This window comes from Microvirga aerophila (assembly GCF_003332305.1).
GTDB lineage: Bacteria > Pseudomonadota > Alphaproteobacteria > Rhizobiales > Beijerinckiaceae > Microvirga > Microvirga aerophila.
In genome coordinates this window covers 16226-37559 of sequence record NZ_QOIO01000041.1, presented here as the reverse complement: position 1 = coordinate 37559, position 21334 = coordinate 16226, and the positions used below count along the sequence as shown (strand labels likewise).

Here is a 21334-nt window from a genome sequence, read left to right as displayed (position 1 = left end):
GCTAGACGCCTCCCCCAAGCCGAGGAAAGCCGTACACGACCAGGAGACCCACGAGGCCCTGCCCTGTGGTGTAGATCCAAAACAGCATGGTGTTGTCGAAGGTCGTCCGGCGCACGCTGTCGAGTCGGCCCGCAACCCACCGGGCTATAGTGTAAAGGCCCATCACAAGGGTTGTGAGCACGAAGAAGATCTGCAGGGACAGGATCGCATAAACCGCCGCCCCATAGGCATGAGCCGAGGGACTTAAACCACTCCGCCACTGCGCCCAAAGGTCCACCGCCGACGCCCCCGAGACAAGAACGAGTGCGACGCCGATCAAGATTGGCACGGAGCGGGGAGCCCGGCGGTCATCGCCCTTCAGCACGCGGCTTGCCCAGAGGATCAGCGCAGCGCTGACCACATAGAGGAAGGCTGCAGCCAACGGCCATGCGACCGAAGGCAGAACAGTCTCCTGCGGCGGCCAAGCCATAGGATTGACCAGCCACAGGAAAAGATACGAAAAGATGAGGCAGGTGAACACCATCCCGCTCACGATCATGAGGACGATCATGGCCCACCAGGAATGGTTCATCGGCCCGGTGACATAGACCGGCACCACCACGCCTCCGCCGATATCGGCCGGCGGGCGAACCGGTCCGGGATCCGTTTCCCACAACCACCAGATCACGCATCCGACCGCCAGAACTCCGCAGATGACCGACAGGAAGATCAGCTTCACGGTCAAAAGAAGGAAGAACGCGGCCGTGAACACAGCCGACAGAACCGGCTGCCATCCCGGTCCGGGTATCTGCAGAATGTATTGCGGACGCGCATCGAACGGGCTTGTCACCAATGCCTCGCGGCCCCCTGTGGCTGTTCCGGGGAGATAGTACCGCCCATCTTCGACATTCTTGGCCAGGTCCGGTTGGTCCCATAGCGGTTCACGGCTATTCACGGACGGGATGCTGCGCGTCGCGTAGTTGCCGTTGGGAAGCCATTCGAGGGTGCCGGCGTTCCAGACGTTGCCCGCGTTGTCCTCGCCGGCGAAACGGAAATTGCGCGCCATGTCCACGAGAAAGATCGCGACCCCGATGGCGATCATGAACGCGCCGACCGTGGAAACAAGGTTCAGGGCGTCCCATCCCATTCCGACCGGATAAGTATAGACCCGCCGGGGCATGCCGATGAGCCCGGTGATGTGCATCGGCAGAAAGGTCACGTTGACCCCCAGGAACATGAGCCCGAACACCCAGCGCCCGAGGCGCTCCGACAGCGCGCGCTTACTGGCGACCGGCACCCAGTAGTAGAAGGCCGCAAAAAGCGGAAAAACCATTCCGCCAATGAGCACGTAATGAAGGTGCGCCACCACAAAGTAACTGTCGTGGGCCTGCCAGTCGAAAGGCGCCATGGCGACCATCACGCCGGTGAGGCCACCGAGGGTGAAGATGAACAGGAATCCGATGACGAAGAGCGAAGGCGTCGTGAGCTTCATGCGCCCCGACGCAATGGTGGCGATCCAGGCAAAGACCTGAATCCCGCTCGGCACCGCCACCGCGGTGCTGGCGGCCGAGAAGAAGCTCAGGGACATCTTCGGCAGGCCTGTGGCGAACATGTGGTGCACCCAGAGCCCGAAGGACAGGAACCCGGTGGCGATGAGGGCGAGCACAACGAGCCGATACCCGACGAGGGGCGTCTGCGCCATCGCGGGCACGATCATGGACACCATGCCGGTGGCCGGCAGGAAGATGATGTAGACTTCCGGGTGGCCGAAAAACCAGAACAGGTGCTGCCACAGGAGCGGGTCTCCGCCCCTCTCGGCGATGAAGAACGGCCAGTCGAATGCCCGCTCCAGCTCGAGCAAGAGCGTACCCAGGATGATCGCCGGAAAGCCGATGACGATCATCGCAGCGAAGACCAGCATGGCCCAGGAATAGACCGGGAGTTTGTCCAGGCTCATTCCCACGGCGCGGGTCTTCATGACCCCGACGATGATTTCGATCGCGCCGGCGATGGCCGAAATCTCGATGAACCCAATCCCGAGAAGCCACCAATCCGCATTGTCGGCAGGTGAATATTTGGTGCTGGTGAGGGGCGGATACATGAACCAGCCGCCATTGGGTGCGAGACCAAAGAAGATGGTGCAGAAGAACACCAACCCGCCGACGAAATAAGCCCAGAAGGCATAGGCCGAGAGGCGCGGGAACGGCAGGTCCCTGGCGGCCTGCATGTTCGGCAGAAGATATACGCTCGCAGCCTCCACGGCCGGAACCGCGAAGAGGAACATCATCACCGTGCCGTGCATGGTAAAGAGTTGGTTGTAGAGGTCATGCCCCACAAGATCGCTCTCAGGCGACGCCAGCTGGGCGCGCATGATGAGCGCCAGGATTCCTGCCAGGATGAAGAACAGGAAAGCCGTTCCCACGTACCAGAGGCCCACATAGGTATTGTTGACGGCCGTGATGAAGCTGATGCCCTTCGGCGGCTCCCATGCCTTTTTGAGCCCTTCGAACTCCCCCTCGGGACGGGGGAGCGGATTCGGGAGCTCGGACCTGTCGCGCTCGAACGATTTCGGGAGCCCGGGCGCGTTCATCTCAAGCTCTCCAGATAGCCCGCGAGGGCACGAAGATCCTCGCCCGAAAGCGTGCCGTAGGAGGGCATCCGCGCTCCTGGCTTGATGTGCTGCGTGTTGGCGATCCAGCCCGCGAGGGTGCCGACATTGTTCGGGAACTGTCCAGCCCCGATGGTGCGACGGCTTCCCACATGGGACAAATCAGGGCCGAACTGTCCATTGGCGTCCGTTCCCCGCACCGCGTGGCACGACCCGCAGCCGCCTGTGCGAAAGAGGTCCCGGCCACGCTCCAGAAACGGTGTCGGGGGAGCCGGAGCGGGCTGCGACTGACCTGTGCGCCAAACGGCGAAAGCATCGGGTTCCAATGCCACGACGTCGAACGCCATGCGGGCATGCTGGTCGCCGCAGAACTCCGCGCAGACCCCGCGATAGATGCCTGGACGCTCCGCCGTGAAATTGAGACGGTTGATGCGTCCTGGGATCATATCGATCTTCCCGCCGAAATTCGGGATCCAGAAACTGTGAATGACGTCGGCCGAGGTCACGGATATGGAAATCGGCCGTCCGACCGGAATCACGACCTCGTTGGCCGTCGAGAATTCGTTCTGTGCCTCAGCGGCGGGATAGCGCACGCGCCACCAATACTGCTCGCCGATCACCTCGATCGGCAGCGCGCCCGGCGCCGGAGCATCCGTGTCCCGCATGACGATCAGGCCGTAGGGCAGAAGCGCGGACAGGACCACGACCGGAAACGCCAAGCCGCCATATAGAACCGTGCGACGGCTGCCCAGCCAGGCCCGACGGGAAGGCTCCGCGTAGATGGCGTAGAGCAGCAGCGCCGTGACGCCGAGAAAGATGAGAGCGCCGCCGGCGGTCATAACAAGGGTCAGCACATAAATGCGCTGTGCATCGAACCCTGCCGGATCAAGAGCCGACTGGATGCCGCTGCAGCCTGCGGCGGCAGCCAGAGGACCGGATATAAGCAGCAGCCGTCCCGCACGCCTCACGCAGGCCCGGACCTCCCCGAGGAGGCGATGCCGAGTCGTTTCCAGGTTCATCCGCCCTACATCAGTCCTGCATGCGTTGAAAAGACAAGCTTGGCCGTGAGAGTTGGTTCCGTCAAAAGCCTCCCGAACAGTCGGAAGGATTCATGGCTGAAGATGGTCGCGGGACTACCCGCGCTCATGGCCAGCCACCCCGCCCGGGCTCACGGGAGCATCCCACACGATTTAGGCGGCCTCTGGAGCGCGTGGTCGGCCGACCCCTTGGTGACGGTCCCTTTGAGCCTGTCCGGCATCCTTTTCGGGCGCGGCGTCTGGCGCCTGCGGCAAAGACTGGGCCGTTTTCCGCCCGGATTTGGTCCGAGACAGATCCTCTGCTTCGGCGCCGGAATGCTCCTCCTCATCGTGGCACTTCTGTCTCCCCTGGAAGGGCTCGCCAAGCCCCTGCTGTCGGCTCATATGGTGCAGCACATTCTGTTAATTACGGTTGCTCCGCCACTTCTCGTTCTCGGCAAGCCGGAGGTCGCATGGCTTTGGGGGCTTCCCGAGGGCTGGCGACGCAGTCTTCCGCGCCAGCGAAGGATGAGGCGGGGGTTTGCCTTCCTGTCTCCATTGGCAAAACCCATTCCCGCTGCCGTCATTCACATGGCGGCGCTTTGGATCTGGCATAACCCGGCGCTCTTCGATGCGGCTGTCGCGGCAGATTGGCTGCATTGGCTCGAGCACATGCTGTTCTTCGGCACTGCCCTCCTTTTCTGGCGCGCGGTCATCAAGGCGGTCTCGGGCCGTGAAGCCGCAGCGGCGGCGCTTATCGCGTGCTTCATGACGCTGCTGCAGAGCGGCCTGCTGAGCGCTCTCCTCAGCTTCGCCCGTCAGGCGCTGTATCGCTCGCCGGAGCCTCTCTCCTGGGGAATGAGCCCGTTGGAGGATCAGCAGCTCGCCGGGGCGATCATGTCCCTTCCCATGTGCGCCATCTACCTCCTGGCAGGCCTCGCCATGGCCTTTCGGCTGCTTACGCCGCCCCGATCGGAACGGGTCCCGCGGCCGAAGGTTGGCGCTTCGGAGGCACTGGATACGAATTGATGAGCGTGCGGCCCTTGATTCTGATCATGACGATCGTCGGCCTCAACGGCATGGCGGCGTGTAGCGACGCGCCGGATGACCGGGTTTCTCCTCTCAGGATCGCGGATAGCGACCCTGAACAGGGACGCGGCCTCATCCAGGCTTTCGGTTGCGGCGCCTGTCATACGATTGACGGAGTTCGGGGAGCGCGAGGCAAAGTCGGACCTGAGCTGCGCAACTATGCCCAGCAGCACCTCCTCGCGGGCTTTCTGCCCAACACCCCACAGCATCTGGTTGCATGGCTCTTGGACCCGGTGGCGCTCAAACTCGGCACCGGGATGCCGGCCCAAGGCCTCACAGAGGCCGAGGCTCGCCATGTCGCCGCTTATCTTTACACCCTCGGCCGCGAGGACTTGCGGGTCTACCCGCCGGATCCGCCGCTTCCCTTGCGGGAACCGGACAAGGCAATGACCGATCTGGATGCCCCAGCCACCGACGCATCGGAGACGACGCCTCGTACGCGCCGGATCGCCCCCGACCTGTCCAAGGAGCCGAAAAGCTAAGGCGCTTCGGCCGCCTCTTCCGCATAGGTGGGCCGAGATCGCATGACGGCCGAGAAGACCGCGATCCAGATGCCTGCTGCTCCAAAGGCCAGTCCGAGACCGGGCCAAGAGGTTCCACCCTCCGGACGAAGGATCCAGATCATATGAGCCCCGTGATGCAGGAGGACGAGCGCGCTGCCCAGGATCATTCCGATGCGGCTGACACCTGATGGCACCAGCACGACGATCGCCGTAAACATCGTGATGACCGCGAAGCCCAAGACTCCGAGGCTCCACTGGTCCGCGCGCCGCACATACCATGCGGCCTCGTGCGGCAGGTTTGTGAGCCACACGATGAGGAACTGGCTGAACCATGTCCAGACCGTCAGCAGAGCCAAGGTCAGCAACGCCCTCTCCAGACTCACCATTCGCTTCGGGGAGGCGGGTTCGGTTTTCAGCAGGGTGATCAGGATTGCACCTGCGAGTGCCGCGAGAAGCTGGCTGGTCGCGAAGGCGAAGCCGAACAGGCTGGACCACCATTGAGGCTCCCGGGACAGAACCCAGTCATAAGCCGCGAACGTCATGACGGGCGCCAGCAGTGCCAAGCCGATTGCGCTTGTCCGGCGCACGCTTCGGGTGTGGATCAACCAAAGGGCAATTCCGGTTGAGACAGCGAGATAGAAGGCGCTTCTGAGAATGAAGAAGCCCGGGCTGAGAAAGGTCGCGCGCGCCGCTGGCAAATCGAGATCCTGCCCTGCCCACGGAAAAAGCTGCTCCAAGCTAAAAGCAAGGGGGATTCCGACGAGCAGCAGGACAGGCATCGTGAGCGCGGCGGCTTCCGCTTCAGCGCGCACAGGGGCAAGCCAGTGCTTGCTCATTAGGTGCCCGAGCATCAGCAGGCCCAGGCTGCCCATCGCCACACCCGCCAGACCCACGAAGGCGACGTAAAGGGCCTGCACCGTGCTCATGGAGTTGGGGCCTCTTGGCTGGATGCTGGGTCCACCTCGCGCGCCTGAAGCGTTTTCACGTAATGCGCGATGGCCCAGCGGTCCTCGGGCAGAACGCGATCCGCATAGGGGAACATCCTGCCTTTGCCATGGGTGATCACCGACACGATGTGTTCCGGCGAGAGTTCACGGATGCGTTCCTCGTGATAGGACGGCGGCGGTGGAAAACCGCGGGACACGACCGTGCCGTCGCCGCGTCCGCTCATGCCGTGGCATGGCGAACAGAACGCCCGAAAGCGCTTCTCGCCCCTGGCCACAAAGGCTGGCGTGACCTCCGGCCCAGGCGGCGCGAGGGCGGCCGCCTGTGCGGCAGAACCCCTGGGGACCGTGCCCGGAGGAGCAGGCAGATAGGCGCGCTGCACGGCGCGCGTCGAGGCAATGGACGCCCTTTCCTCGGTGCCGGAATCACACCCTGCCAGGAGAGCCGCACCGACGGCGACGACAGCTATCCGCATGCCGGAACCTCTCGAACTCTCTGGGGCGAAAGGGTTTGTAGAAAATCCCAGGCAGCGCCAGGTTCAAAAAGCGGATCATCGCTCGAGATGCAAAGGAAGAACCGATCCCCCGAGGCGCGCTCGAAACCCGGCACCGCGAAGACCGGATGATGCAGCCGGGGCAACCGCAGAATGAGAAGGAGGCCGAGGAGCGTCGCAAGACCGGCCCATAGAATAGCGACGATCAGCGTCGACGGAATGAAGGCGGGCCAGCTGTCGAGGGGCCGGCCGCCGACATTGATCGGGTAGTCAACGGCGTTCATCCAATACTGCGAGCCATACTGAATGGCGGCCCCGACGAGCCCCGCCACGAAAGCGATCCACGGGATCGCCCTCGTGCGAACGTCGAGTACCTTGGCTACGTCCGAAAGCGGGAAGGGACTGAACGCGTCCAGCTTCGTGTAGCCGGCGAGCTTCGATGCCTTGACGGCATTCTCCAGGGCCTTGGGCGTCCCGAATTCCGCCATGATGCCGTAGAGCGGTTCCGTCATGAGGACTTCTCCTCATGTTCGTCGTGCCGCGACTCGAACATGGAGACCACAGGCAGGAAGCGCACGAAGAGCAGCAAAAGGGCCGCAAAAAGCCCAATGGTGCCCAGGAAAAGTCCGGTCTCGGAAAGGGTCGGGCTGTAGGTGCGCCACACAGACGGGAGGTAGTCCGTCTGAAGTCCGCCGATGATGATCGAGAAGCGATCAAACCAGACGCCGACGCCGATTGAGATACCGACGAACACTCCCGCAATGACGCTTTGCCGGGCGAGCTTCAACCAGAACAGCTGCGGGATCAGAACGCTGTAGACGATCGCGGTCCAATAAAGACCAGAATAGTCGCCGGTCATCCGGTGATAGATGGCCTCCCAGGCCTTTCCGCCTGTCAGGAGAGCCGCGGCAATCTCATCCAGGTAGAGGTAGCCCGACACGAGCGCGGTTGCGAGGACGAGCTTGCCCAGCAGATCGATGTCCTCGTCGTCGATGTAGCGTTCGAGACGCAGGCTCCACCGCAGCAGGACAGCCACGAGAAGCACGATGGACAATCCCTGCGCCAGACCCGTCGCCACGAAATGAAGCGGCTGGCGCGTCTCGTGCCAGTCGGGAACAAGTGTCACGGCAAACTCGAACGCGACGGTGCTCTGCATGATCAGGATCAAAGGCAAGACCAGGATGGCGACGAGGCGATAGGCACGCTGGTGATAAGCCCAATGCCATACGGAGCCGCGCCAGCCGAGGGCGAATACCCCATAAATTCGCTGCGCCAACTTTGTCCTGGCGCGGTCGCGCAAGGTCGCGAGATCCGGGATCAGACCCACATACCAGAGAAGACTGGTGACGATGGCGTGGGTGCTGATCGCCCAGAAATCCCAGGTCAGAGTGCTGCGGAACTGCGGCCAGACCTCGAAGGTCGCCGGGTAAGGGAATACCCAGTAAAACAGCCAGGGGCGACCCAGATGGAAGATCGGGAAGATCCCCGCGCAGATGACGGCAAAGAACGCGACGCCTTCGGCAAAGCGGTTGACTGCTGTTCGCAAATCGTGGCGGCGCAGAACGAGAGTGGCTGCAAAGAGGCTCGCGCCATTGGCGATGCCGATCCACCAGGCATAGTTGATCAGATCGAAGCCCCAGACGAACGGGATGTTGACGCCCCAGACGCCGACCCCGATGAACGTGACAGCCGCCAGGGTATAGCCGAGCAGCAGCACGAGACCGGTTGATATCAGGAGCGCGATCCACCATTTCCATCCGAAATGACCGGAGAGAGGAATCTCCGCAATCCGCCGCGTGACCGCGTGTGTTGGGGCTTCCATCCGGTCACCCCTCATCAGCCGGGTTTTCCACCCGGGCCAGGTATGTGGTTCGGGGCTGAGTGTTCAGCGCTCCGAGCAGGGCGTAGTTGCGGGGGCTGCGCTTGAGACGGCTGACGGAACTCTCGGGGTCGTTGATGTCCCCGAACACGATGGCTTGAGTTGGGCAAGCCTGCTGGCAGGCAGTTGCGACCTCGCCGTCGCGCAGACGCCGCTCGTCGATGCGGGCATCGGCGCGGGCGGCGCCTATCCGCTGGACGCAGTAGGTGCACTTTTCCATGACGCCGCGGTCCCGGACCGTCACATGAGGGTTGGCGGCCTCCGGAGAGGTGGCGTACTCGGCGCCCTGATAGTCGACGAAGTTGAAACGGCGAACCTTGTACGGACAGTTGTTCGAGCAGGTTCGCGTTCCGATGCAGCGGTTATAGACCATGTCATTGAGGCCTTCGGACGAGTGCACCGTCGCGTTGACGGGACAAACCACCTCGCAAGGAGCCTTCTCGCAGTGCATACAGGGGACGGGTTGGAAATAGGTGCTCGGATCAGCCGGGTCTCCAGCATAGTAGCGGTCCACGCGCAGCCAGTGCATCTCCCTGCCCTTCGCCACCTCCTCCGGGCCGACGACCGCGATGTTGTTCTCCGCCTGACAGGCGATCACGCAGGCATTGCAGCCGATGCACGCATCGAGGTCGATGGCCATGCCCCAGGCATGATCGGGATAGGACCATTCCGGATAAAGGGATGGCTGCGCCACATCGGCCGGCTCGAGCGCCCGACCCGGCGCGACGATGCGGACGATATCCTGTGTCTGAAGCGCATGGTGGTGCTGCGTCGTCACCAACCCGATATGCTCACCCACCACCTTTATCTCGCCCGTGGCAGCCCACGGTCGATCAGAGGTGCGCAGCGCATAAGCGTCGAATCCGACCTCATTGCCGATGCGTCCGGCCCGCAAACGGCCGTAGCCCAGGGGAAGCGTCACGGAGCCGGGCGCGTGGCCGGGCTGCACCCACACGGGGGCCCGCATCACACGGCCATTAACGGAAAGATCGATTGCATCGCCCGATGAGAGTCCGAACAGCTCCGCGGTGTCAGGCGCCATCAACGCCGCATTGCCCCAAACCTGCTTCGTCAGAGGTTTTGGAAGTTCCTGCAGCCAACCGTTATTGGCATAGCGTCCATCCCAGACCGATGGGTCGGGTGCGAAGACCACGTCGATGCCGGCTGATGCAATGGGTTCTTTGGATCCCGCATCCCAATCGGTGCGAGCGGATATCTCGACCGGCGGCAGTGCGGAATTCTCCACGACGCCGTCCTCTAACACCCGGTTCCAACGCTCCTCGAAAGCGCCGCCCCAAGCCTCGCGCCATGTGGCTTGAACGAGAGCGCGCCCGTCGGCCACCTGCCCGGCCATAAGTCCGAGGAATTCCTCCGCGCTGAGGCCCGGCTTCAACGGCTGAGCGGCCGGCTGGCGCAGTCCGATCGTGCCGTAGAACGCTCGCAGATCACCCCAGCTTTCGAGAGCATGGGTCTCTGGGATGTGCCATTGGCAGGCTGCGGCCGTCTCGTCGTGATGCTGGCCGAGATGCAGGGACAGCGGCACGCGCCGTATCAGATCAGCAATCTGGAGATCGGCGGGAGCGCTATAAGCAGGATTGCCTCCCAGAATGATCAACCGGGAGACGCGACCCGCCGCGATTGCACCTGCGAGTTCGGCGATCGGCTGCCCGAATGTTGGCCGCACGGGATCTATGGCCATGATCGTCGTCCCGAAGGCCCCGAGCCGTGCGTTGATTTCAAAGGCGAGCGCGTGAACGCGGGGCGGCTGCTCGCGGCCCGCGGCAACGAGCCCGCGCGGGCCGGTCTTGCGCAACTCCCTCGCCACCCGGGCTACGCCCGGATGAACGTCCGATGGCGAGGGGGCATCCGTAGCGAGCGCCGCCGCAAGCGCTTGCACGAAAGCCGCGATATCCCTGGGCCGAAGTGCGAAGCGCTCGTCGGCCCGGGCTCCAACGAGGCTTGGGCGGGTCTCAATGGCGAAGAGGCGTGGAAGCGAGCGGTCCTGCGCCCTGCGGCGCTGCTGATAATCGGCTGCGTAACGAATATGCCCGGGCTCCTCGGCAAAGAGGTCGCCGCCGAAGGTTACGACCACATCAGCCTGCGTCAGGTCGTAGACCGGCTCGATCTCGCGCCCGAACACCGCCATTGCGCCGGCGCGGCGGTTGTCGTCGTCGATCGGCAGGTAGGAATACCACTGGGCGTGGGGAAAGAGCTGCTGCGCCTGACTGACCAGCCGGCGCAGGGTCGGCGACGAAGTCGGCGGCATCAGGACGTGCAGTCCCCGTCCCTCCTCGACCACGAGCTCGTTGCGAACCGGACGGATGAACTGCGTGACCTCCTCCCAGCCTCGGGAAACGCCGTTCTGGAGCGGGGTTCCGGACCGGTCAGGATCGTAGAGCGACAGGATCTCGGCTTGGGCGAATACGTCCGTTGCGCCAAGGCTTGCGGGATGGAGGGGATTGCCCTCGATCTTGATCGGACGCCCTTCCTGCACCTTGACGAGGACGCCGCGGCCATAGCCGTTCAATTCTACAGAGGTCGCGATAGTGAGTGGGACGCCTGGCGTATAGCCCGGCATGTTGCGGCTCTGGGAGAAAAGCGGCGCGGCTGCGTTCTGAACATCGGAGCAAGCAGCTAGTCCTCCAAGGGCCAGGGAAGCCCCCATCAGGCGCAGCAGGGTGCGTCGATCGACAGACGAGACCTGCATGATGTCCGGGAACTCCGCCTCCAGGTATCGCTGAATCTCGGGCCGATCCGCCAGCTCCTCCAGGCTGCGCCAGAGGCGCGGACCCTGTTCCGCAGAGAGGCGGTTTTTCAAGGCTTCGAGATCAGGGAGGGGATGTTGGCTCATCACTTCTACCGATGACAGGTGCTGCAGCTGGTGAGACGCCGGGACGCCTCGCGGTAGAAGACCCGCACATCCTCCGGCAGATCATTGCCGTGAGGTTCGTAGCCCATGGAGAAGACCGCCTGCCGCGGCCGCAAATGAGCGGCTGGATCTCGGTGACAGTCCAGGCACCAGCCCATCGACAGGGTCTGGGTCTTGACCGTCTTCGGCATCTGATCGACGCGCCCATGGCAGGTTTCGCAGGCCACGCCCTTGGTCACATGAGCCGCATGGTTGAAGTAGACATAGTCCGGCAGGCGATGGACGGAGGTCCATTCGATAGGCTGGCCAAGGGCGAAGCTGGAGCGGACCGGCTCGAGAACGCTCGCTCCCGTCCAGACCTGGGAATGGCACGACATGCACGTCTGGGCGGACGGCATGCCCGCATCCGCCGCTCTTTCCACAGTCGAATGGCAATAGCGGCAGTCGATTCCAAGCGCGCCGTTGTGAAGATCATGCCGGAAGGGAACAGGCTGCTCTGCTGGTTTCCCGATATTCCATGTGCTGTCGGCGCGTGCCCAGAAATAGGCCATCACTCCCGTCGCCACCGCCCCCAGGAGAGCGAGAACGATAAGCACTCGAAAAGCCGTGCTGGCCGCGGGTGTGAAGAGCTGCGCCATCGACCGTGCCGCGCATCCCTCTCTAGGCCGGATTTTGGGTCCGGCGTGAAGCTTCGCTGTTTACACAATCAGCTCGGCGCAGCTTCGTTCCCTGGTCGTGATGCGCCCAGGATGGGTGAACACTTCGAACGCATCCTCGCGCGCAACCGCCGCGAGTGTAATCCCGCAACGTTCCGCAACCCGCACAGCCAGGGCGGTCGGCGCGGAAACCGCCACGAGGATCGGCGCGCCCATCCGGGAGGTTTTCTGCACCATCTCCACGGAGACCCGGCTCGTGAGCAGTACGGCTCCGTCAGTGCCTGGCTCCCCTGCCCTGGCAAGGGCTCCGGCCAGCTTGTCGAGGGCATTGTGACGGCCCACATCCTCGCGCAGCGCGACGAGCCCCCGGTTGGGATGCCAGAAGGCCGCGGCATGGATGGCCCTCACCTCCCGATTCAGACGCTGAGCTCCGGACAAGTCCGCCATGGCGGATATGATCATGTCCGGCTGCAGCTGCAGGCTGCCGGTCACCACTTGTGCAGGTCGTGCCGCTTCGGCAAGGGACTCGATCCCGCAGAGACCGCAACCGACAGGGCCCGCAAGCGCCCGCCGCCGCGACCGGTAGGATCCTCCGCGCGCTTCCGACAGCCACATCCTGACTTCGCACCCGAGTTCATGCTCAATGATCTCGGTTGAAACGAGGTCCGCAGAGGATGCGATGATCCCCTCGGACAGGCTGAAACCAACTGCAAAATCCTCGAGATCCGCAGGTGTCGCCATCATGACCGCATGAGTGGATCCGTTATAGGTCAAGGCGATAGGTGTTTCCTCCGGCACCACCCGCTCTCCGGCGGAAGATGCGTCTTTCGTGACGCTCATCCGCGGAAGGCTGATGACCGGGGACGAATGGATCGTCATTCCGCAGCCTCAGGCTGTCTGGCCGCCATCCGGGCGATGCGGACCGGGATCGACTTGGCGGCTGGGACCTTGCTGCGGTCCGCATGATGCCAGACCGGGAGCAGGGGGTTGCATTCGGGATAGTAGGAGGCGCAGCAGCCGTCGGGAATGTCGTAGGGCGTCACGCGCAGACCAGCCACCTGACGAACGATCCCGTCATCGACGGCCGTCGTGAGAACGACCATGCCGCCCTCCTCCAGGTTCAGGCGAACGATGTCGTTGCGGTTCATGAACAGGATCATTCGGGTGCCCTTCACACCCCTGAACCGGTCGTGGAAGCCATAGACCGTGGTGTTGAACTGATCGTTGGAGCGCACCGTCATCAGTTTGAGAACGTCGCGGTCGTTCTCAATATCGGGCAGGTTCTCCTCGATGCTGCGGGGAACGATGAAATTGGCTTTTTCGGTCTTCGTCTTCCATTGGCGGTGGCGTGCCGCGTTGGGGCGATGGAATCCGCCCGGCTGCCACATGCGCTCGTTGAAGCCGCGGAAGTCCTGCGGATAGGTCTCCTCGATCGCGTCACGAACGAGGACATAGTCGGAAACCCATTCGTCCCATGGGATTTTAGGATTCGCCGGCAGCGTCGCCTTCGCAAGTTCGGCAACGATCCGGGGCTCCGAGAGCAGATCGGGACTGGCGGGCTTTGCAATCCCCTTCGAGCCGTGGATGCAGGCGGTGGAATCCTCCACGGCGACGGCCTGCGGGCCTGTCGCCTGCTCGTCGATCTCGATTCGTCCAAGGCAGGGAAGGATGTAGGAGATCTCGCCGTGGACGAGATGGTTCCGGTTGAGCTTGGTGGATATCTGCACCGTCAGGCGAAGATGTTTCCAGGCCTCCTCGAGCGCCTCCGTTTCCGGAGCCGCGCGCACGAAGTTCCCGCCAAGCGCCACGAAGGCCTTGACCTCGCGTTTCAGAATGGCTTCGCATGCCTCGACCGTGTTCATCCCGGTCCAGCGCGGCGGCTCGAAACCGTACTGCTCCTTCAGCTTGTCGAGGGGAACCAGTTCGGGTTTTTCCGAAATGCCGACAGTCCGCTGCCCCTGGACGTTGGAATGGCCCCGCACGGGACAGATGCCGGCGCCGGGCTTGCCGATGTTGCCGCGCAGGAGAAGCAGATTGGCGACCATCTGCACGTTCTCGACGCCCGTTTTGTGCTGGGTCAACCCCATGCCGTAAATCCCGATCACGGCTTTCGCGCGGGCGTAGGTTGCAGCAACGGCCTCAAGGGCGGCCTGCGGCAGTCCCGAGCGATGTTCCAGTTCAGACCATGTGAGCCGCCGGGCCGCTGCGGCAAACTCTTCGAAGCCGTGGGTATGCTCGGCGATGAAGGCGTGATCGAGAACGGGCTCCCGTCCTTCCGCGCGCGCCCGGTCGTCGGTCTCGATCAGGATTTTGGCGATTCCCATGATCGCCGCAATGTCTCCGCCGGTCTTGAGCTGATGGTACTGGGACGAGATGCGGGTCTCAGACCCGGTCAGCATTTCGGTCGGCGCCTGTGGATTGGTGAACCGCTCGAGCCCTCTTTCGCGCAAAGGATTGAAGGTGATGATCGGCACGCCGCGCTTCGACGCTTCCTGGAGGGGATGAAGCATGCGCGGGCTGTTGGTGCCGACATTCTGGCCGAAGAACAGAATGCAGTCGGTCTTCTCGAAATCATCGAGGACGACAGTTCCCACGGAGACGCCGATGCTGTCGGGCAAGGCCACGGACGTACTCTCGTGACACATGTTCGACGAGTCCGGCAGGTTGTTCGTGCCGTAGAGCCGGGCAAAGAGTGCCCACATGTAAGATGTTTCAAGGGATGCCCTGCCGGAGCAGTAGAGCACCACCTCACGAGGATCGAATCCCTGTAGTTCCCGCCCGATCTCCCTGAACGCCTCCTCCCAGCTCACTGGCAGGTATCGGTCCGAGGCCTTGTCCCACCGCATGGGATGGGTCAGGCGTCCTGCCTCCTCAAGCTCGTAGTCGGACCATGTTCTCAGCTCGGCTACTCTGTGCTGGGCAAAGAACTCGGGCGTCACCCGTTTGGTGGTCAGCTCCCAGGCCGTAGCCTTTGCGCCGTTCTCGCAATACTCGAAGGGATGCGGCTCTGCGGGCTTGGCCCAAGCGCAGCTCACGCAGGCATAGCCATCCGGCTTGTTCTGTTTGAGAAGCACGGCGTTGCCGCTGATGAGCCGCCCTTCGCGCGTCAGAATGCTCTCGACGGATTTGACGGAACCCCAACCGCCCGCAGGCCCTTTATAAGGTTTGATTTCGGGCTCATCGCTCATGCGCCGCCGCTCCAGCTGGCCGCCTTGGCGGCGGCGTGATTCCCCAACCTATGTTAATGATCGGCAACCCTGACCGTTCCAGCAGGCTGCGCCATCTGATGGAGAAGAGGGCTTCCGGATATCAGCCGAGCAGACGAGAGACCTCCGGCGAACAAGTCGCCTCCTCCAGGGCGCTGCGCAAGGTTGTCTCCAGGTTATTGTAGGAAAAGGGCTTCGATAGGGTCAGGCTGCTCCGGAAGCGCTCGGGCAGCGAGCGGGCGTCATAGCCGGTGGAGAAAACGAAGGGGATACCGCGGAAGCGCAGCACGTCCGCGACGGGAAAAACCACGGACCCGTCTACGTTGATGTCAAGCATCCCGATATCGATTTCGGCTTGCAGGGCCAGGGTGAGTGCGTGGTCCAGCCTCGCTGCGGGGCCGACGACTTCGTAGCCGAGATCGACAACCATGTCCTCGATCAGCATGGAGATCATCGCCTCGTCCTCGACGATCAGGACACGGCACTTGCCACCCTTACCCATCTCATCCCCCGCCAGGCGCGTTCAATAGCCGTTTCCACGGGCTTCAGTGTCGCCGTAAAGACTTATGGCAATCGTGGCTGTTCAAACGGGAGGTTGCAAGTAAAAAAGCTCGGAAAACCAGGCGCCTTCGGCGTCTCTCAGCCCGGGTTGAGGAGCGGGGCCGTCAGATTTCCGAAATCGATGCCCGTAAGGCCAGGTCTGGCCGCCAAGCGCAGCACGAATCATCAAAAGGCTTTGACGCCTATGGCTGGCGTGACCGCATGATCCCGATCGGAAGCCCCCAGGATCAGGCGGCCCTGCGCCTATCAGGGTCCTGTGTGAACCCGGATGTTGTTTTGCACATGCGCGATGCCGGAGGCCATCTCGGCAAGGTCCTCGGCCCGACGGCGAAGGCCTCGCGAGGCGACGGTGCCCGACAGGATGACTTCACGCTCCCGCACCTCAACCTCGATATTTGACGCATCGATGAACGGATCGTCGGTAAGGCGCTCGCAGACGTCCTCACGGATCCGCTCGTCAGACCGCTGGTACCCCTTTGGGCCTCGGCCCCGATGCGGGCCCGCATTGTAACGCCGGTCCTCGTCCTGCTCGGGTCCACGCCGGTCGTCCCTGTCGGTGGATCCGAAGGCTCCATAGCCGGAACTGCGACCGCGAGGGGGCGCATAGCCTGCATCGTCCCGCGGGCCGCCACGTCCATCGTCGACGAATCCCCCACTGAACTCGTTCGTGTCCTTACCGTAGCCGCCCGTATATTCGCGGCCACGCAGCCCCCTCGAACCGACAGCGCCGGAGGGGACGTCACCGTAACCGTTATCGTCGTCGAATGGATCTCTCGATCTTTGGCGATTGTCCACCATGGTTGTTCTCCTGTCGCTGACAGTAACAACCCCATATCGGCGTGGTTCCACTCCGCTTCGGTCAGAGCTCCGGGCCGAATGCCAATGCGATTGCGCCTCAGTCTTCGCTCAACAGTTCGACGTATCGGGCCACTGAATCCCGGATGACATTCTTCGCATTTCGAGGGACGTCCTTGCCATGGAATGCGCCATAGATGCGCTCGAACCTCCATAGATCGAGCAAGTCCCGTATTCGCAGAACTTCCTTCGCCGACAGGGGCATCATGTTGGGATAGCTCCAAAGGAACGAGACCCGGCGAACATCGCTTGCAACCTGCACGATATCCCCGGACAGGAGCACCCCTGCTCCATCCTCCGGATGGGCCCAGTGCAGAACCGTGCCCCCGGCAAAGTGACCGCCTGCCCGGATGAGTGTAGCGCCGGGGGCGATTTCCAGCGTCTCGCCATCCCACAGCTCGATACAGGGATCGGGCCTCATGATCCATTGCCGGTCCGCGGCGTGGAGGTAGACCGGGATGTTGCCGAAGGCGCGGCTCCAGTCCTGCACTCTGGTGTAGTAGTGGGGGTGAGATATCGCGATGGCGCTCAGGCCGCCCAACCCCTGCACCAGCTCCCTCGTGGCATCGTCGATCAAGGCAACGCAATCCCAGAGGATGTTGCCGCTTCCGGTTTGGAGCAGGAAGGCCCGCTGGCCGATGGCGAAGGCTGGCTGCGTGTAGAGGCTGAAAAGCCCTTTCTCATGCATGCGCCAAGCATTTGCGTGCTGCGCCGCGAGCCGGTCCGGCGTGGTCCATTCCTGACCGGATGTCGGAACGTATTGGCGCTCGTCTTCGCAGATCGGGCAGTGGGCCGGAGGTGTGTCGGCAGATGGGTACGAGGTGCCGCAAGCCGTACAAATGAAGGTCGTCACGTCGGAAATACCTCGGCGATGTCGAGATCAGCTCGCGACCTTTGCAAAGCGGAGGAGCCGACCGATGCGATTTCATCGCATATGGCCGTGCTGCTGTCATGCCTGGCGGCATAGGGCGCCTGCGCGAGCCGCTGTGATAGTGTGGCTCAGCGCATCTTGCGGTTCTATAATCCCAACCAGTCGGGCTCTAGGACGTCAGACCGAGCGCATAGGCTCGCGGAAAGGTCAGATCGGCCCTCGCGGGAGATCCTGCCAATAGTTCCTCATATCCCGCTCGCGGCTGCGATCCGGCCAGACCTGATCGTCGCCGTAAAAAGCAGGCGCGCCCTGGACCTGGGATTCCGTGATGTCGGTGCGATAGCCCTCCAGTTCCGTATCGTAGGCGAGCTTTTCCCACGGGATCGTGTGGTGATGGACGCCGATTCCCAGGAAGCCTCCGAACGTGACATCCACATAGAGCACGCGGCCGCTCACCTTCTCGATCAGCAGCCGCCTGATCGTACCGATCTGTACGCCGTTTCCGTCGAACACGGCTGTTCCCTCAACGCGGTCGCTCTCGATGACGGGCTTCGACGAAGTTCGATGTTGAACAGGCCCCCAGAGAAAAAAGCCGTTCTCCAAGATACCAGCCGCGACGACAGCTCGGCTTACGTCGAGGTTCCATTCCTCCTCCGGGCCAACTTCCCTCACAAGGGTCCAGGGCCCATCGTCCGCAGGCAACGCAGCGCCCGTGGGATCATCCGTAAAGCCGCGCAGTTCGGGAGAGTTCGTGGCTTGGAACACGTAATACGTTCTCATGACGGCCTCCGTCCGGAGTAGGTTCACCTATCGGTCGGGTTGCGATCACCCTGGCAGTGCCATCAGAGATTATCGGGCGATCGACCTCTGCCAGGTTACAGATAGCAATGCTTCACGTCGGGATGATGGCGCAGGTTCGCGGGCCGGTACGGGCGCATCACGTCGTAGTGGAGCACTTTAGGGTACGTGAAACGTTCGTGGACGGACGGATGAAGAACCGCGGTTTCAGGCACATTCCTGGGGGCCTTCTTCCAGAAACGCCCGAACCGGCCGGATTTGCATTCGTCGTGCTGCGGCCCGGCAGAGGCTGGGTAGAGGTGGAGAACGTCCCGGTCGATCTTGATCCCATGAGGAACGGCGGTGGCCTCGTCCACCATCCATTGGAACGCGATGTCGGATAACCTCGCGTCGTTCTCTGGGTAGCCGCCGCCGACATCCCCGTGGTTCCCGGCGAACCAGATCTGCTCGAAACGCCTGCCCTGGCTGTTCATTTCCTCGTTGGTCCACGGCTCCTGCTTGAAATCGGCCCTGTTCTCGTCGATGGACAGGGCGTGCTTTGCATATGGCACCGCCGGATTGAGCTCGTTATCGTAGAATTTCATCCTGAGATGGGTGAAATGCAAAGTTTCGAGAAAGGAATAGCCTTCGAGGTCCGTGGCGAATTTCAGGTAAGTTCGCAGAAACCCGATCACGCCCGCCCCTATTGCGGCGACCCCGAGGATTGCGAACCATCTCACGAACGACAGGCCAAGGAGCGAGAGCAGCCAGCTCGCCAGCGCCGCGAAACCTAACGCCAGGATGCCCAGCACCATGAGCAGGCCAAGGCTCCCCAGTGCGGCGACGGTGTCGAATACCCCGATGAAGTAAGGCACTTCGTTGGCGGCTCCGTCGACGTTCGAGTGGTGCCGGGCGCGAAAGCGCGCCGCGAGCGCCCTCCTCTGCCCCAGATACTTCGTATCCTTCGGGGAGCTCACATGTTGATAGACCTTCTTCACAGCCTCTGACGCGATGGCTCTGGTCGTTTTCGGGTCCCGTCGCAACGGGGTGCCGTCCTTCATCGTCGTGGGGATTCCGCACAAGGCCATGACGCCTGCAACGCAGCGGACCGTGTAGGCGCCGCGACTGAAGCCGAACAGGAAGATCCGGTCGCCCGGCTCCCACATCGACAGGATCGCCGCATAACAATCGATGATATTGGCCGTGATCCCGAGCCCCAGCGCCTGGCTGGCCTTGTTGTAGGTCCATCTCCAGATCCAGTTGAGCAATCCGATCCCACGCAGTTGCGTGCCGAGGCCAGGGTCGTAGAAGGTCAGCTGCTCGGAAGGATCGACCGAGGAATCGGGGCCGCAGCGGGTGGCGCGAAAAAGCTTGTAGATGTTGCTGCGGCGCTCGTCCGGAAGCAGGCCGCCGGCCTGCCCCGTACCGTCGGAGAAGATGAGGATGTTCCTGCCGCCCATATCCAACCCTCGCCGATGGCCAAGGGTCTATCGTAACATCCTTCGACGAAAGCAGAAGCGTTACGCCAGGCCCCCATCCAGGTACCGCTGCAGGGTGGCGCGGACACCGTCCCGCCACAACGCCCTGAGGGCAGTGTCGAACGCAGCCCGGAAGGCTGGGGCATCGGCCACGTCGCCGAAAATATCCCGAAGGCCTAGGAACGCCCCGGGATCGTCCTTTGCCGCCCGGGCGGCGGCCATCAGGCGGCTGGCATTGGGATCATCCACGGGGATCGGCTCGCCTGCGTCGGTGCTCCCTGCGCAGTAACGGCACCATAAGGCGGATTCGAGCGCCAAACCGGTTATGTCGCCTCCTGCCTTGAGGCGGTCGCGGGTCGAGGGGAGAATGAACTTCGGCTGCCGGTTCGAGCCATCCTGAGCCAGGCGCGGAATCGTATCGCCGATATCGGGATTGGCGAACCGGTTCGCGATCAGTTCGTAATACACGTGCAGGTCAACGCCTGGCACCCGGGGCACACACGGGATGATCTCACTGGTTTCGAGCTTGTCGAGGAAGCCGCGCACCAAGGGATCGGCCATGCCGTCGTGCACGAAGTGAATACCCAGCAGCGCCGCCGGATAGGCGATGGCCGCGTGTCCGCCATTCAGGATACGAAGCTTCATCAACTCGAAGGCCGCTACATGGGGCGTGAAGGTCACCCCCACCTCCTCCAGAGCCGGACGACCGGCCAGGAAGTTGTCCTCCAGCACCCATTGCCGGAACGGCTCGCAGAAGACCGGCCAGTTGTCCTTAATGCCGAAGCGCTCAGCCAGGATGGCGCGCTCCCGGTCCGTGGTCGCAGGCGTGATGCGGTCGACCATGCTGTTGGGGAAGGCCACCTGTTCGCGCACGTAGGCAGCGAGCCCTGGATCGATGAGTTCCGCCGTGCCCGCCACGGCGTCCCTGGTGACCTGTCCATTATGAGGGATGTTGTCGCAGGACATGACCGTGAACGGCGTGATCCCCCGCTCGCGGCGGCGTTTCAGGGCAGCCACCAGCACGCCAAACACGCCTCTCGGCGCATCCAAATGAGCGGCGTCATATTGGATCTCTGGATGTTCGGGATTAAAGGCTCCCGTCGCCGGATCGATGCAGTAGCCGCCCTCGGTGACGGTCAAAGACACGACCCTGATGGCAGGGTCGTCCAGCGCCTCGACAATAGCTCGTGCGTCGTCTCCCACCGGCACGAACCCGACCATGGAAGCGCACACCCTAGCTGAATTCGCGCCAGGCTCCAGTTCAACCACCGTGGTGAGCCAGTCCTGACGTTCCAGTGCCGCCCGCATGGCTTTGTCGCCCGGCCTCACCCCTGCGCCGAGCAGCGCCCAGTCCAAATCCTTGCCGGCGTTGAAAAGGTCGTCCAGGTAGACGGCTTGATGGGCGCGGTGGAAGTTTCCGACCCCAACATGCAGGATGCCAGCACGAAGTTGCTCGCGGGCGTATGTCGGCCGGGATACCGAAGGCGCAAGGGATGAGAGGGTTTCAAGGTTCAGGGACTGGGCCATGGAGCGGGTGATCTCGAACGAA

The 21334-nt window shown here is 62.9% G+C and carries 18 protein-coding genes; 2 read left to right on the top strand and 16 right to left on the bottom strand.

The genetic code is table 11. The features are described 5' to 3' along the window. Window position 1 precedes the first annotated feature (1 nt). Window positions 2–2569 carry a cbb3-type cytochrome c oxidase subunit I gene (locus DRB19_RS20080; RefSeq protein ID WP_114187806.1) on the bottom strand — a complete coding sequence of 856 codons (2568 nt, stop codon included), beginning with the start codon at window positions 2567–2569 and terminating at the stop codon, window positions 2–4. Next, complete coding sequence (gene coxB / locus DRB19_RS20075; RefSeq protein ID WP_114187805.1) at window positions 2566–3606, bottom strand: cytochrome c oxidase subunit II; 1041 nt, start codon at window positions 3604–3606, stop codon at window positions 2566–2568. Before coxB ends, DRB19_RS20080 begins: the two co-directional genes overlap by 4 nt. Before the next feature lie 126 nt (window positions 3607–3732). On the opposite strand from coxB, the gene DRB19_RS20070 reads away from it, so the two are divergent. After that, on the top strand, window positions 3733–4632 hold the full coding sequence (locus tag DRB19_RS20070; RefSeq protein ID WP_162815773.1) for a cytochrome c oxidase assembly protein: 900 nt from the start codon (window positions 3733–3735) through the stop codon (window positions 4630–4632). Next, window positions 4632–5174, top strand: a complete 543-nt coding sequence (locus tag DRB19_RS20065; protein ID WP_210207502.1) for a c-type cytochrome — start codon at window positions 4632–4634, stop codon at window positions 5172–5174. The genes DRB19_RS20070 and DRB19_RS20065 overlap by 1 nt, the downstream gene beginning before the upstream one ends. On the opposite strand, the gene DRB19_RS20060 is transcribed toward DRB19_RS20065, so the two are convergent. From DRB19_RS20060 to DRB19_RS19995, 14 genes are all read right to left on the bottom strand, one after another. Continuing rightward, complete coding sequence (locus tag DRB19_RS20060; RefSeq protein ID WP_114187803.1) at window positions 5171–6121, bottom strand: hypothetical protein; 951 nt, start codon at window positions 6119–6121, stop codon at window positions 5171–5173. The two genes, DRB19_RS20065 and DRB19_RS20060, sit on opposite strands and share 4 nt — an antisense overlap. Next, window positions 6118–6615 carry a c-type cytochrome gene (locus DRB19_RS20055; RefSeq protein ID WP_114187802.1) on the bottom strand — a complete coding sequence of 166 codons (498 nt, stop codon included), beginning with the start codon at window positions 6613–6615 and terminating at the stop codon, window positions 6118–6120. Before DRB19_RS20055 ends, DRB19_RS20060 begins: the two co-directional genes overlap by 4 nt. Continuing rightward, window positions 6606–7145 (bottom strand): DUF3341 domain-containing protein, encoded by a 540-nt coding sequence (locus DRB19_RS20050; protein WP_114187801.1) that lies wholly within the window; start codon window positions 7143–7145, stop codon window positions 6606–6608. The genes DRB19_RS20055 and DRB19_RS20050 overlap by 10 nt, the downstream gene beginning before the upstream one ends. Beyond that, window positions 7142–8455, bottom strand: a complete 1314-nt coding sequence (gene nrfD / locus DRB19_RS20045; protein WP_114187800.1) for an NrfD/PsrC family molybdoenzyme membrane anchor subunit — start codon at window positions 8453–8455, stop codon at window positions 7142–7144. The genes DRB19_RS20050 and nrfD overlap by 4 nt, the downstream gene beginning before the upstream one ends. A 4-nt stretch (window positions 8456–8459) precedes the next feature. Beyond that, the gene (locus DRB19_RS20040) at window positions 8460–11363 is read right to left on the bottom strand and encodes a TAT-variant-translocated molybdopterin oxidoreductase (RefSeq protein ID WP_114187799.1); all 2904 of its coding nucleotides are present in this window, start codon (window positions 11361–11363) and stop codon (window positions 8460–8462) included. Window positions 11364–11368: 5 nt separating this feature from the next. Next, window positions 11369–12019 (bottom strand): cytochrome c3 family protein, encoded by a 651-nt coding sequence (locus tag DRB19_RS20035; protein ID WP_114187798.1) that lies wholly within the window; start codon window positions 12017–12019, stop codon window positions 11369–11371. Window positions 12020–12079: 60 nt separating this feature from the next. Further along, window positions 12080–12916, bottom strand: coding sequence for a formate dehydrogenase accessory sulfurtransferase FdhD (gene fdhD, locus DRB19_RS20030; RefSeq protein ID WP_114187797.1), 837 nt, complete (start codon window positions 12914–12916; stop codon window positions 12080–12082). Then, window positions 12913–15225 carry an FdhF/YdeP family oxidoreductase gene (locus tag DRB19_RS20025; protein ID WP_114187796.1) on the bottom strand — a complete coding sequence of 771 codons (2313 nt, stop codon included), beginning with the start codon at window positions 15223–15225 and terminating at the stop codon, window positions 12913–12915. Before DRB19_RS20025 ends, fdhD begins: the two co-directional genes overlap by 4 nt. Window positions 15226–15346: 121 nt before the next feature. Beyond that, a complete protein-coding gene (locus DRB19_RS20020) occupies window positions 15347–15745 on the bottom strand; it encodes a response regulator (protein ID WP_114187795.1) in 399 nt (132 codons plus the stop codon). Window positions 15746–16050: 305 nt separating this feature from the next. Beyond that, the gene (locus DRB19_RS20015; RefSeq protein ID WP_114187794.1) at window positions 16051–16602 is read right to left on the bottom strand and encodes a BON domain-containing protein; all 552 of its coding nucleotides are present in this window, start codon (window positions 16600–16602) and stop codon (window positions 16051–16053) included. A 97-nt stretch (window positions 16603–16699) separates the two neighbouring features. Next, entirely contained in the window at window positions 16700–17512 is an 813-nt protein-coding gene (locus tag DRB19_RS20010; RefSeq protein ID WP_114187793.1) for an MBL fold metallo-hydrolase, read from the bottom strand. A gap of 225 nt (window positions 17513–17737) precedes the next feature. After that, complete coding sequence (locus DRB19_RS20005; RefSeq protein WP_114187792.1) at window positions 17738–18310, bottom strand: PRC-barrel domain-containing protein; 573 nt, start codon at window positions 18308–18310, stop codon at window positions 17738–17740. 95 nt (window positions 18311–18405) lie between these two features. Continuing rightward, window positions 18406–19767: a phospholipase effector Tle1 domain-containing protein gene (locus DRB19_RS20000; RefSeq protein ID WP_114187791.1), complete on the bottom strand. Its 1362-nt coding sequence runs from the start codon at window positions 19765–19767 to the stop codon at window positions 18406–18408. Window positions 19768–19827: 60 nt separating this feature from the next. Continuing rightward, window positions 19828–21312, bottom strand: a complete 1485-nt coding sequence (locus tag DRB19_RS19995) for a mannitol dehydrogenase family protein (protein WP_114187790.1) — start codon at window positions 21310–21312, stop codon at window positions 19828–19830. Between the last annotated feature and the right edge of the window lie 22 nt (window positions 21313–21334).

Bases quoted from the DNA above. Each gene is read 5' to 3' on its own strand.
- DRB19_RS20080 (WP_114187806.1), bottom strand. From the start codon at position 2,569: ATGAACGCGCCCGGGCTCCCGAAATCGTTCGAGCGCGACAGGTCCGAG.
- coxB (WP_114187805.1), bottom strand. From the start codon at position 3,606: ATGAACCTGGAAACGACTCGGCATCGCCTCCTCGGGGAGGTCCGGGCC.
- DRB19_RS20070 (WP_162815773.1), top strand. From the start codon at position 3,733: ATGGCCAGCCACCCCGCCCGGGCTCACGGGAGCATCCCACACGATTTA.
- DRB19_RS20065 (WP_210207502.1), top strand. From the start codon at position 4,632: ATGAGCGTGCGGCCCTTGATTCTGATCATGACGATCGTCGGCCTCAAC.
- DRB19_RS20060 (WP_114187803.1), bottom strand. From the start codon at position 6,121: ATGAGCACGGTGCAGGCCCTTTACGTCGCCTTCGTGGGTCTGGCGGGT.
- DRB19_RS20055 (WP_114187802.1), bottom strand. From the start codon at position 6,615: ATGCGGATAGCTGTCGTCGCCGTCGGTGCGGCTCTCCTGGCAGGGTGT.
- DRB19_RS20050 (WP_114187801.1), bottom strand. From the start codon at position 7,145: ATGACGGAACCGCTCTACGGCATCATGGCGGAATTCGGGACGCCCAAG.
- nrfD (WP_114187800.1), bottom strand. From the start codon at position 8,455: ATGGAAGCCCCAACACACGCGGTCACGCGGCGGATTGCGGAGATTCCT.
- DRB19_RS20040 (WP_114187799.1), bottom strand. From the start codon at position 11,363: ATGAGCCAACATCCCCTCCCTGATCTCGAAGCCTTGAAAAACCGCCTC.
- DRB19_RS20035 (WP_114187798.1), bottom strand. From the start codon at position 12,019: ATGGCGCAGCTCTTCACACCCGCGGCCAGCACGGCTTTTCGAGTGCTT.
- fdhD (WP_114187797.1), bottom strand. From the start codon at position 12,916: ATGACGATCCATTCGTCCCCGGTCATCAGCCTTCCGCGGATGAGCGTC.
- DRB19_RS20025 (WP_114187796.1), bottom strand. From the start codon at position 15,225: ATGAGCGATGAGCCCGAAATCAAACCTTATAAAGGGCCTGCGGGCGGT.
- DRB19_RS20020 (WP_114187795.1), bottom strand. From the start codon at position 15,745: ATGGGTAAGGGTGGCAAGTGCCGTGTCCTGATCGTCGAGGACGAGGCG.
- DRB19_RS20015 (WP_114187794.1), bottom strand. From the start codon at position 16,602: ATGGTGGACAATCGCCAAAGATCGAGAGATCCATTCGACGACGATAAC.
- DRB19_RS20005 (WP_114187792.1), bottom strand. From the start codon at position 18,310: ATGAGAACGTATTACGTGTTCCAAGCCACGAACTCTCCCGAACTGCGC.
- DRB19_RS20000 (WP_114187791.1), bottom strand. From the start codon at position 19,767: ATGGGCGGCAGGAACATCCTCATCTTCTCCGACGGTACGGGGCAGGCC.
- DRB19_RS19995 (WP_114187790.1), bottom strand. From the start codon at position 21,312: ATGGCCCAGTCCCTGAACCTTGAAACCCTCTCATCCCTTGCGCCTTCG.